General features: G+C 58.5%; 9 protein-coding genes and 1 pseudogene. 3 read left to right on the forward strand and 7 right to left on the reverse strand.

What is annotated here, in order from left to right; translation table 11 throughout:
- Positions 1–81: 81 nt before the first annotated feature.
- On the reverse strand, positions 82–546 hold the full coding sequence (locus B3Z17_RS19550; protein ID WP_286831706.1) for a MarR family winged helix-turn-helix transcriptional regulator: 465 nt from the start codon (positions 544–546) through the stop codon (positions 82–84).
- A 99-nt stretch (positions 547–645) separates the two neighbouring features.
- Here B3Z17_RS19550 and B3Z17_RS19555 point away from each other — a divergent pair, with 99 nt between their 5' ends.
- The gene (locus B3Z17_RS19555) at positions 646–1101 is read left to right on the forward strand and encodes a hypothetical protein (RefSeq protein WP_286831708.1); all 456 of its coding nucleotides are present in this window, start codon (positions 646–648) and stop codon (positions 1099–1101) included.
- Between the two features lie 8 nt (positions 1102–1109).
- Here B3Z17_RS19555 and B3Z17_RS19560 read toward each other — a convergent pair whose 3' ends face one another.
- The 5 genes from B3Z17_RS19560 to B3Z17_RS19580 are packed head-to-tail and all read right to left on the reverse strand — an operon-like array spanning position 1110 to position 7027.
- Positions 1110–1394 carry a YdeI/OmpD-associated family protein gene (locus tag B3Z17_RS19560; protein ID WP_286831710.1) on the reverse strand — a complete coding sequence of 95 codons (285 nt, stop codon included), beginning with the start codon at positions 1392–1394 and terminating at the stop codon, positions 1110–1112.
- A gap of 39 nt (positions 1395–1433) precedes the next feature.
- A complete protein-coding gene (gene metH, locus B3Z17_RS19565; RefSeq protein WP_286831713.1) occupies positions 1434–4064 on the reverse strand; it encodes a methionine synthase in 2631 nt (876 codons plus the stop codon).
- Positions 4065–4069: 5 nt separating this feature from the next.
- Positions 4070–5137 (reverse strand): homocysteine S-methyltransferase family protein, encoded by a 1068-nt coding sequence (locus B3Z17_RS19570; RefSeq protein ID WP_286831716.1) that lies wholly within the window; start codon positions 5135–5137, stop codon positions 4070–4072.
- A gap of 4 nt (positions 5138–5141) precedes the next feature.
- Positions 5142–6050 carry a methylenetetrahydrofolate reductase gene (gene metF, locus B3Z17_RS19575; RefSeq protein ID WP_286831719.1) on the reverse strand — a complete coding sequence of 303 codons (909 nt, stop codon included), beginning with the start codon at positions 6048–6050 and terminating at the stop codon, positions 5142–5144.
- 50 nt (positions 6051–6100) lie between these two features.
- The gene (locus B3Z17_RS19580; RefSeq protein ID WP_286831722.1) at positions 6101–7027 is read right to left on the reverse strand and encodes an ArsR/SmtB family transcription factor; all 927 of its coding nucleotides are present in this window, start codon (positions 7025–7027) and stop codon (positions 6101–6103) included.
- 277 nt (positions 7028–7304) lie between these two features.
- Here B3Z17_RS19580 and B3Z17_RS19585 point away from each other — a divergent pair, with 277 nt between their 5' ends.
- Together B3Z17_RS19585 and B3Z17_RS19590 are read left to right on the forward strand one after the other, a co-directional pair.
- Positions 7305–8078 carry an MlaA family lipoprotein gene (locus B3Z17_RS19585; RefSeq protein WP_286831725.1) on the forward strand — a complete coding sequence of 258 codons (774 nt, stop codon included), beginning with the start codon at positions 7305–7307 and terminating at the stop codon, positions 8076–8078.
- Positions 8079–8395: 317 nt separating this feature from the next.
- Positions 8396–9478, forward strand: a complete 1083-nt coding sequence (locus tag B3Z17_RS19590; RefSeq protein WP_286831728.1) for a DUF547 domain-containing protein — start codon at positions 8396–8398, stop codon at positions 9476–9478.
- Positions 9479–9525: 47 nt separating this feature from the next.
- Here the strand turns inward: B3Z17_RS19590 and B3Z17_RS19595 are convergent.
- Positions 9526–9773: pseudogene (locus B3Z17_RS19595) on the reverse strand (energy-dependent translational throttle protein EttA); the annotation flags it as partial.

A 9773-nucleotide genomic window follows, 5' to 3' on the forward strand; every position in this document is an offset into this window, starting at 1 on the left:
TGTTGCCCTCCTGTTTGGTTCCTTATACTCGGTTCAGCCTCCGAACAGCAGACTGTTACTCCGCCAAAGACCTGGATATTTTCACCCCTTAGGGGGAGCCGAGCGTCGGGTGACGATCTCGTCCCCCTGGTCCCGCACATGCTTGAGAAACGCTGAGATCACCCGTCGTTCTTCCTCTGAGAAAGGCGCCAGAAGGTCTTCGTTCATCTCGTTCACGCCAGCCTTGGTCCGGTCAATAACCGCGCGGCCGCTCTCTGTAGCGGACAGAAGCTGGCTGCGGCCATCCTCCTTGCTTCTGGCACGGCGCACCATACCCTTGTCCACCAGCGTATCAACCAACCCCGTCAGTCGCGACTTGCCCATATTCAGCTGCGCTGCCAGCACTGACGCCGGCACGTCCTCTTTCCGATACAGGCTGAACAACACCACCTGATGGGCTGTTGTTATACCTTCCCGGTCGCGCATCACCCGGTCGGCCGCACGGAACAGTGTGCCACTGGCTTGCTGCAACAGATGAAATACAAAAAGACGATCTTCATTTGACATAGTTCAACCTTGAACTAATTATTTCAACCATGAACTAAATACGCCGTCACCATGACCGGCCAACCACTAAAAAGCAAGCGCTGACAAAGGAAGAATACGATGAAAGATGCCGCCTATATTACAGCAATGGCAGCCAACCTGATTTGGCTGGGTATGGCCTTCCGCTATTTCGGTTTCCAGCATTTTGCTGCGGCCAAGGTGCTGGTTCCCAAAAGTGAACGCACCTCCCCGCTGTTCCCGACCGTGGCGGCTGGCACCCGGTTCCTGGGCGGCATGAATGGTGCGCTCGCCCTTTTTGCGCTGCTGCTGCTTGTGTTCAAATTGCGGGGCAGTGACCTGTTCGCCGCCTGGCCTGAGCGGGTCGTCCTGCTGGCAATCTTTGCGGTGGCCCACTTTTCGCAGTTTGCCTTCAACCTGCCGGTGCTGAAGGCTGGCGGGCGGCAGGGTGACAGCTACTGGCCAGTCACGTCCGGACCGATGCTTTTCATCTTTGTCGTCGATGCGGTGATGACACTGCTCAATCTGCTGGTTGCTGCCGTTATCTTTGCAGCCTGACAGCAGGATCAGGTGCGCCCGCCGTCGCGCACCCGGTGCGTGCACCCGGGCCAGCAACAGGGCCGGCGCTTGCCGTCTGCAAGGTTTTCGCCTGCGCGGCCAATCCGCTTGGCGCGGGTCTCGGCCTTCTTGGCATCCTCAACCCAGCAAATCCATTCATTGCGGGCAAGGGGCGTGATATCCAACCAGGCAGCCAGAACAGCAGGGTCTGCCGTCAGCTCGGCTTCCAGGTCAGGCGGCAGGTCATGAACCACGCCGCCTGGGATTTCTTTTATGTCAGCTGTCGCACTCATAGCGCCACATTCGCGCATAAGCTGAAAATCGTCAATCCACTAATCCGCCAGATTGGGCCTGAGCCAGCGTTTGGCCTGCTCAATGTCCACGCCGCGGCGCTCGGCATATTCCGCCAACTGATCATCACCAATCTTGCCCACGCCAAAATAGTGCGCCTCAGGGTGCGCGAAATAATAGCCGGACACGGCCGCCGTCGGCACCATGGCGAAACTGTCTGTCAGTTGCACGCCAACGGCATTTTCAGCGTCCAGAAGGCGGAACAGCTCAGGCTTTTCGCTGTGGTCCGGGCATGCAGGATAGCCGGGCGCCGGGCGGATCGACTTGTAGCGTTCCTTGATGATTTCCTCATTGGTCAGGTCTTCATCTTTGGCGAAGCCCCACAGTTCGGTCCTGACGAGCTCATGCATCTTTTCCGCAAAGGCTTCCGCCAGCCGGTCTGCCAGCGCCTTCAGCAGGATATCGCTATAGTCATCGTGTGCGGCCTGGAAGCGTTCCAGGTGCGGCGTGATGCCGTGACCGGCGGTGACCACGAAACCACCCATCCAGTCAGGCTTGGTGCCTTCGGGCGCGATGAAATCGGCCAGACAGTCGTTGGCGCGGCCTTCGCGCTTCTGCACTTGCTGCCGCAGGAAATGCACGCGGCTGAGCTCCTCGTTCCGGTTATCGCCGGTATAGAGCACCACATCGTCCCCGTCGGCGTTGGCGGGCCAGAAGCCCACCACGCCCTTGGCCGTCAGCCATTTCTCGTCAACGATCTTTTTCAGCATGTCCTGGGCGTCGGCAAACAGGCTGCGCGCGCTTTCGCCCACCACGTCATCTTTGAGGATCGCAGGATAGTTACCCGCCAGCTCCCAGGTGCGGAAGAAAGGTGTCCAGTCGATGCGCTCGATCAGCTCCTCAAGCGGGAAGTCCTCATACACCCGCGTGCCGGTGAAGCTTGGCCGCACCGGTGTGAAGGCGTCAAAATCGGGCGTGGCCTTGTTCTTGCGCGCGTCCGCCAGCGCCACCAGCCGGTCCGACTTGGGCTTCGCCAGCCGCTTCCTGAGGATATCGGCATATTCTTCACGGGTCTTCTGAACAAATGCCGCCTTGCCGTCCACGCTGACCAGTTGGCTGGCCACACCCACCGCGCGGGAAGCGTCCAGCACGTGGGTCACGGGGCCGTCATATTCGGGCGCGATCTTGACGGCTGTGTGCACGCGGCTGGTGGTGGCACCGCCGATCAACAGCGGCATGTCAAATTCGGCGCGCTTCATCTCTGACGCCACGGTGACCATCTCGTCAAGGCTTGGCGTAATCAGGCCCGAAAGGCCGATCATGTCGGCGTCATGGTCATTCGCTGCCTTCAGAATGTCGGACCAGGGCACCATCACGCCCAGGTCGATCACCTCGAAATTGTTACATTGCAGCACCACGCCCACGATGTTCTTGCCAATATCGTGCACGTCGCCCTTCACGGTCGCCATCACGATCTTGCCCTTGGCCTTGGCGCCCTCTTCCTTCTCGGCCTCGATATAAGGCTGCAGGTAGGCGACAGACTGTTTCATCACGCGGGCGGACTTGACCACCTGCGGCAGGAACATCTCGCCCGCGCCAAACAGGTCACCCACCACATTCATGCCGTCCATCAGCGGGCCTTCGATCACCTGGATCGGCCGGGCGTACTTCTGGCGGGCTTCTTCCGTGTCTTCCTGGATATAGTCGGCGATGCCCTTCACCAGCGCATGCTCAAGCCGCTTTTCAACTGGCTGCTCGCGCCAGGAAAGGTCCTCGACCCGCGCCTTGGCGCCATGGCCCTTGAAATCGTCTGCGATTTCGAGCAAGCGTTCTGTGGCGTCAGACCGGCGGTTCAGGATCACATCTTCAACCCGTTCCCGAAGGTCATCCGGGATATCGGAATAAACCGTCAACTGGCCCGCGTTCACGATGCCCATGTCCATGCCCGCGCGGATGGCGTGATAGAGGAACACGCTGTGCATGGCCTCCCTGACCGGGTTGTTGCCCCGGAAGGAGAAAGATACGTTCGACACGCCGCCGGAAACTTTAGCGTGCGGCAGGTGCTTCTTGATCAGGCGCGTGGCTTCAATGAAATCCACACCGTAATTATCGTGCTCCTCAATCCCGGTCGCGACCGCGAAGATGTTGGGGTCGAAAATGATGTCTTCCGGTGGGAAGCCCACCTCGTTCACCAGGATGTCGTAGGATTTTTTGCAAATGTTGAATTTACGCTCGATGCTGTCAGCCTGGCCCTTTTCGTCAAACGCCATCACGACAACCGCGGCGCCATAGCGCATAATCCGTTTCGCCTGCTCAACGAAGGGCTCGCGGCCTTCCTTCATGCTGATGGAGTTGACCACCGCCTTACCCTGCACGCACTTGAGACCGGTCTCGATCACGCTCCATTTGGAGCTGTCGATCATCACCGGCACACGGGCGATATCAGGCTCAGCTGCGATCAGCTTCAGGAAGGTTTCCATAGCCTCCTCGGCGTCCAGCATGGCGTCATCGAAGTTGATATCGATGATCTGCGCGCCGCCTTCCACCTGGTGGCGGGCAACGCTGACTGCTTCTTCATAGTTACCTTCGAAGATCAGCTTCTTGAACTTGGCGGAGCCCGCAACATTCGTGCGCTCGCCAACATTGATGAACTGGGCGGTTGGTTTACTCATGATACTTACTCAGCCGCGTTGATGATTGAAATGGGATCGATGCCCGACAGGCGCATGGCAGGCGCAATGGTCGGAACCTTGCGTGGGGCGATGCCCGCGACACCGTCGGCGATGGCCTTAATGTGGTCAGGCGTGGTGCCGCAGCAGCCCCCCACGATGTTGAGGAGGCCCTCTTTGGCCCAGTTGTGCAGGTGCGCGCCGGTGACCTCGGGGCTTTCATCATATTCGCCCATCTCGTTCGGCAGGCCCGCATTCGGGTAAATGGCGACCCGTGTGTCGGCAATGGCCGACAGGGTCACGGCATGCGGACGCAGATGCTCAGCACCGAACGCGCAGTTGAGACCGATGGTGAACGGCTTGGCGTGCTTCACCGAATACCAGAAGGCTTCGATGGTCTGGCCCGAAAGGTTCCGGCCCGACATATCGGTGACGGTGCAGGACAGCATGATCGGCAGCGCTACACCGCGGTCCTCGAACACATCCTGGGTCGCGAAAATCGCCGCCTTGGCATTGAGGGTGTCAAACACCGTCTCAATGAGGATGATATCCACCCCGCCGTCCATCAGGCCTTCAACCTGAGTACGGTAGGCCGCGACCACGTCATCAAAGTTCACTTCACGGAAGCCCGGGTTATTCACGTCCGGCGACACGGAAAGCGTCTTGTTGGTGGGGCCGACGGAGCCTGCAACATAGCGCGGCTTGTCGGGCGTGCGGGCCGTCCATTCATCCGCCACGCGGCGGGCAAGCCTGGCGCCCTCCACATTGATCTCATAGGCGAATTCCTGCATGTCATAGTCCGCCATGGAAATGGTGGTGCCATTGAAGGTGTTGGTTTCAATGATGTCCGCCCCGGCCTCCAGAAACGCGCTGTGGATACCCGCAATCACGTCCGGGTTGGTCAGCACCAGAAGGTCATTGTTGCCCTTGAGGTCAGACGGCCAGTCCTTGAAGCGTTCACCGCGATAGTCCGCTTCCTGAAGCTTGTGCTTCTGGATCATGGTGCCCATGGCGCCGTCCATCACCAGGATGCGCTTGTTCGCCAGTGCTATAAGCTCAGCTGTCTTATCGGTCATGGCCTTAGCCCTCCTTACCCGCGCGAATGCCAAGCATATGGCAGATCGCATAGGTCAGTTCCGCCCGGTTGAGCGTGTAGAAATGGAAGTCGCGAACCCCGCCAGCATACAAGCGCCGCACCATCTCGCCCGCCACCGTGGCGGCCACAAGGCTACGGGTCTGCGGCTTGTCATCCAGGCCTTCGAACAGGTCACCCAGCCACTTTGGTACGCTGGCGCCCGCGGTTTTCGCGAAGTTCTTCAGTGTAGCATAGTTGGTAACCGGCAGGATGCCCGGCACGATTGGTACATTGATGCCGTAGGAATCGCAGTGATCCAGAAAGCGGAAATACTGATCGGGCTCAAAAAAGAACTGGGTAATGGCCCGGTTCGCGCCCGCGTCCACCTTGCGTTTCAGGTTATCAAGGTCAGCCGCCAGGGTTGCGCTGTCCGGGTGTTTTTCCGGATAGGCCGCAACGGAAATGTCAAAATCGCCAATCTTGCGAATGCCTTCCACAAGCTCAGCCGCGTTGGCATAGCCGCCCGGGTGGGCTTCATAGCGGTTGGCGCCTTCCGGCGGGTCGCCCCGAAGCGCCACAATGGAACGCACGCCGGCTGCGTGATAGTCGCGCACCACCTCGTCGATCTCGTCGCGGGTCGCGCCCACACATGTCAGGTGCGCGGCGGGGGCGAGGCTGGTTTCTTCGACAATCCGCTTGACGGTATTGTGGGTGCGCTCCCGCGTGCTGCCACCCGCGCCGTAGGTCACGGAAACAAACTTCGGGTTCAGCTCCTCAAGCGTCTTGATCGAATTCCACAGGGTTTCTTCCATCTTCGGCGTCTTCGGTGGGAAGAATTCGAAAGAAACATTCACGTCGCTGACCGCTTCTTCAAAAAGCGAATGCGACCCGTGTGGATTATAACGCTGGGCCATTGCCCTACTCCTTACCTTTGTCCCCGCCTAGGTTCGCGGAGGACTTTTTATCAAACTTTATCAAATCGCCAGATGGTGACCCTGAGCTTGCCGCCGTCCAGATGGCGCAGCTCAGTGCGCTTCAGGCCTGCGCTTTCGCCCATGGCCGTGATTTCCTCATCCGCGAACCCGAGGCGCCGGTGCGCCTGCTCGTCACGCAGATATTCTTCCGTGTGCGGCGCGAAATCCGCGATCAGGATGCTGCCGCCAGAGGCCAGGGCGCGCGCGGCTTCCCTGATGGCCTTGGCCGGATCATCAGCAAAATGCAGCACCTGATGGAAGATGATCAGGTCCTGACTATCGTCCGCCAGGCCCAGGTCATACATGTCCCCCAGCCGCACCTGACAATTCTCCAGCCCCTTGTGGGCCAGGTTACCACGCGCCACCGCAAGCATGTCGCGCGAAACGTCGATCCCCAAGGCCTGGTCTGCAAGCGGCGCAAACACATCCAGAATGCGCCCGGTGCCCGTGCCCACGTCCAGAAGTCGCTTGACCTGTTTGCCGCCCTGCACGTCCTGCAGTGCCTGTTCCACTTCCGCTTCCGCCACATAAAGCGACCGGATCTGGTCCCATTCTTCCGCGTGGGAGCGGAAATAGGCCTGCGCGCGCTCGAACCGCTCGGCCCGAATGGCGTCCAGCGCCTTCATGTCGGCATCCAGCGCCTTGTCACCGTCCGCTACCAGCGTCAGCAGCGCGTCATTGAGCTTGGCGCCCACGCCCACATCCGCCAGGCGGTAGAATACCTGCGTGCCTTCCTGGAAACGGTCCAGGATGCCGGCCTCGCCCATCAGCTTCAGATGGCGCGAGACACGTGGCTGGCTTTGCTCTAGAATATGCACCAGCTCACCAACCGTCAGTTCGCCCCGGCCCAGAAGGGCCAGAATGCGAAGCCGGGTTGCTTCCCCGACGGCTCTGAGTGCTGTCAAAAGTTCATCCATGCCATGCTTCCCCATTGGACCTTCGTGTGGCGCTCCAAGCAATATAAAGAAATCTTTATATTTGTAAAGGCGTGAAATTCTTACGCTTCGCGCGTGATTTTCTAACCGCGCTCCGCATTTTGTGACTGTATGCGAGGGGATTTTTTGGGCTATAGACTTGAAGCACAGCCCGCATGTCGCCACATTGCGGCGATATTGCACACACTCGTGCGCTAGAATTGACAACAATAGGCCGCGCCAGAACGGCCCTGATGGAAACGTCCGAACGGAAACCTGTATGACAGCTCGCAAGTTTTTTACCCTCGGCCTGCTGCTTCTGACCGCTGCCTGTGCCTCCACTTCCCAGAACGGCCCATCGGCCAGCGCGAATGACCCGCTGGAGCCAATGAACCGTGCCGTGTTTGCTTTCAACAAGGCTACCGACCGCGCGGTCCTGAAGCCGCTCTCATCGGCTTATACCGCCGTCGTGCCCGAAGAACCCCGCAAGGGTGTCTCGAACGTTATGCGCAACCTGCGCGAACCCTGGGTGTTCGTGAATGATATCCTGCAGCTCAAGTTCGGCCGGGCCGGCAAAACGCTGGGCCGCTTTGTGGTCAACAGCACCATCGGCATCGGTGGCCTGTTCAAGGTGTCTGACCGCATGGGCGTCGAATATCACAGCGAAGACTTCGGCCAGACGCTGGCAACCTGGGGGGTCGGCGACGGCCCCTATATCGTGCTGCCGTTCCTGGGGCCATCCAACCTGCGCGATACCGTAGGCACCACAGCCTATTTCTTCTATGACCCCACAACCACGGCCCTTAACAAGAAGGGTGAGCTGTTCGACCTGGCGCTGTTGCGCACCGGCATCGACGCCTTTGATGCCCGGGTGCGGTACCATGAAGCCATAGATGAGCTTTATAAGGAAGACGACCCTTACGTGGTCGCGCGGTCGCTGTACCACCAGACGCGACGCTATGAAATTCATGACGGCGACCCACCGCCCGATGAAGACGAGGTGGACTTCTTCGATGACCTCGAAGAGGAACTTGAGGCGGAAGACCTGCAGTAAATCCAGATCCTTCAGAGAGAGAAAAGCCCGCAGCCCCAGTGCCTGTGGGCTTTTCTTATACCTTAGCGAAAACTTTAACCTTTCATTGAGAAAAATGTAATCTTTGGTTGTCTATGTTCGTGTAATTCAAACGTAAGTTTATAGTAAGGAGTATCAAACCACATCTGGGGGTAACTATGAAATTCCTACCTGCCTCACGCCTTGGCGCCTTGTTGAGTTTATTAAGCCTTCTTGCCCTACCGGCATCATTCGCAAATGCGGAGGACAGACCTGATACCTCAATCGAGACTTTCAAGGGCGATACGCCAGATTCTCCCATGTCAATCGACTATAAAGATTTGTCGAAAATCCTTAGTCAGACGGTCTGGGAAACCGGCCACTCAGACCGAGCCACAGTCGGCAAAACGGTACCGCGCACCGGTTCCCGCATTATCACCGGCTCACGCGGCAGCGTGCGGGCAGAAGGCAACCGTGTCGATTTCCACGCATTCCTGGGGGACAACTATGATGTGATCGTTGCCCTTAGGCGTGATTTGGAAAAAGTGCCTGCGGCGGTTCCCTTGAACCAGTTCAATCGTAACGAACAGCTGGCCTACTGGCTGAACCTTTATAACCTGACAGTCATCAGCCAGATCGCTGGCATCTTCCCTGAAACCAGCCTGAAAAAACATTATCCCGCACTATGGGACGAAAAAGTGCTGAATGTTGCTGGAGTCCCGCTGTCGCTCAATGACATCCACCATAAAATCCTGATCCCGAAATACCGTGATCCGCTGATCATGTACGGCTTGTTCCAGGGCGTGATTGGCGGCCCGAACATCCGCGACGAAGCCTATACCGGCGTCAGGGTGTGGCATCAGCTGAAGGCCAACGCCCGCGAGTTCGTCAATTCAAACCGTGGCGCTTTTGTGCGCGAGCGCATCATCCGCACCTCCACCTTCTATGAGGTGAACAAAGCTCTGTTCCCGGACTTTGAGGCCGACATGAAGGCCCACCTGATGCGCTACGCCAAAAAGCCTTTCGCCGACAAGCTTCAGGCCGCTTCAAGCCGCGTGGGTACAGACCAGCGCAATTGGTATGTGGCTGATCTGTATGGCGGCAACCGCTCGCGCTCGTCCGCCAGCAGCAATCCCGCGGCCTTACTGAATGCCTTCACCAACAGCGGCGAGGGCTATAGCTTCACTGGCGGCAAATATTCTGGTGAGGCAGCCGTGGCGTCAGCCTGGGGCAACACTGCGATCACCCATAATCAGTCTCTGACGCGGTTCCCGATCCATGTAGTCAATATGGTCCGCAAGATCCAGATGAAAAGCCAGCGCGCCCGAGATGGCAGCGTGGAAGTCGAAGAATATGACGATGTGCCGAATGAGACCGACGCCGAAGACAAACCAGACCGATAAAAAAGGGGCCGAAAGGTCCCTTTTTCATGTCCAGTCGCAAGCGACGCTTAGCGCGTGAACTTGCGGTATTTGATGCGGTGCGGCTGGGTGGCGTCTGCCCCCAGGCGGCGTTTCTTGTCTTCTTCGTACATTTCGAAGTTGCCTTCGAACCACTCAACGTGGCTGTCGCCCTCAAACGCCAGGATGTGGGTCGCGATACGGTCAAGGAAGAAGCGGTCGTGGCTGATGACCACAGCGCAACCGGCGAAGTTCTCAAGCGCTTCCTCAAGCGCGGACAGCGTTTCGGTATCAAGGT

Origin of the sequence: Kordiimonas sp. UBA4487, from assembly GCF_002389025.1 — a bacterium.
In the GTDB taxonomy this organism is placed as follows: Bacteria; Pseudomonadota; Alphaproteobacteria; order Sphingomonadales; family Kordiimonadaceae; genus Kordiimonas; species Kordiimonas lacus.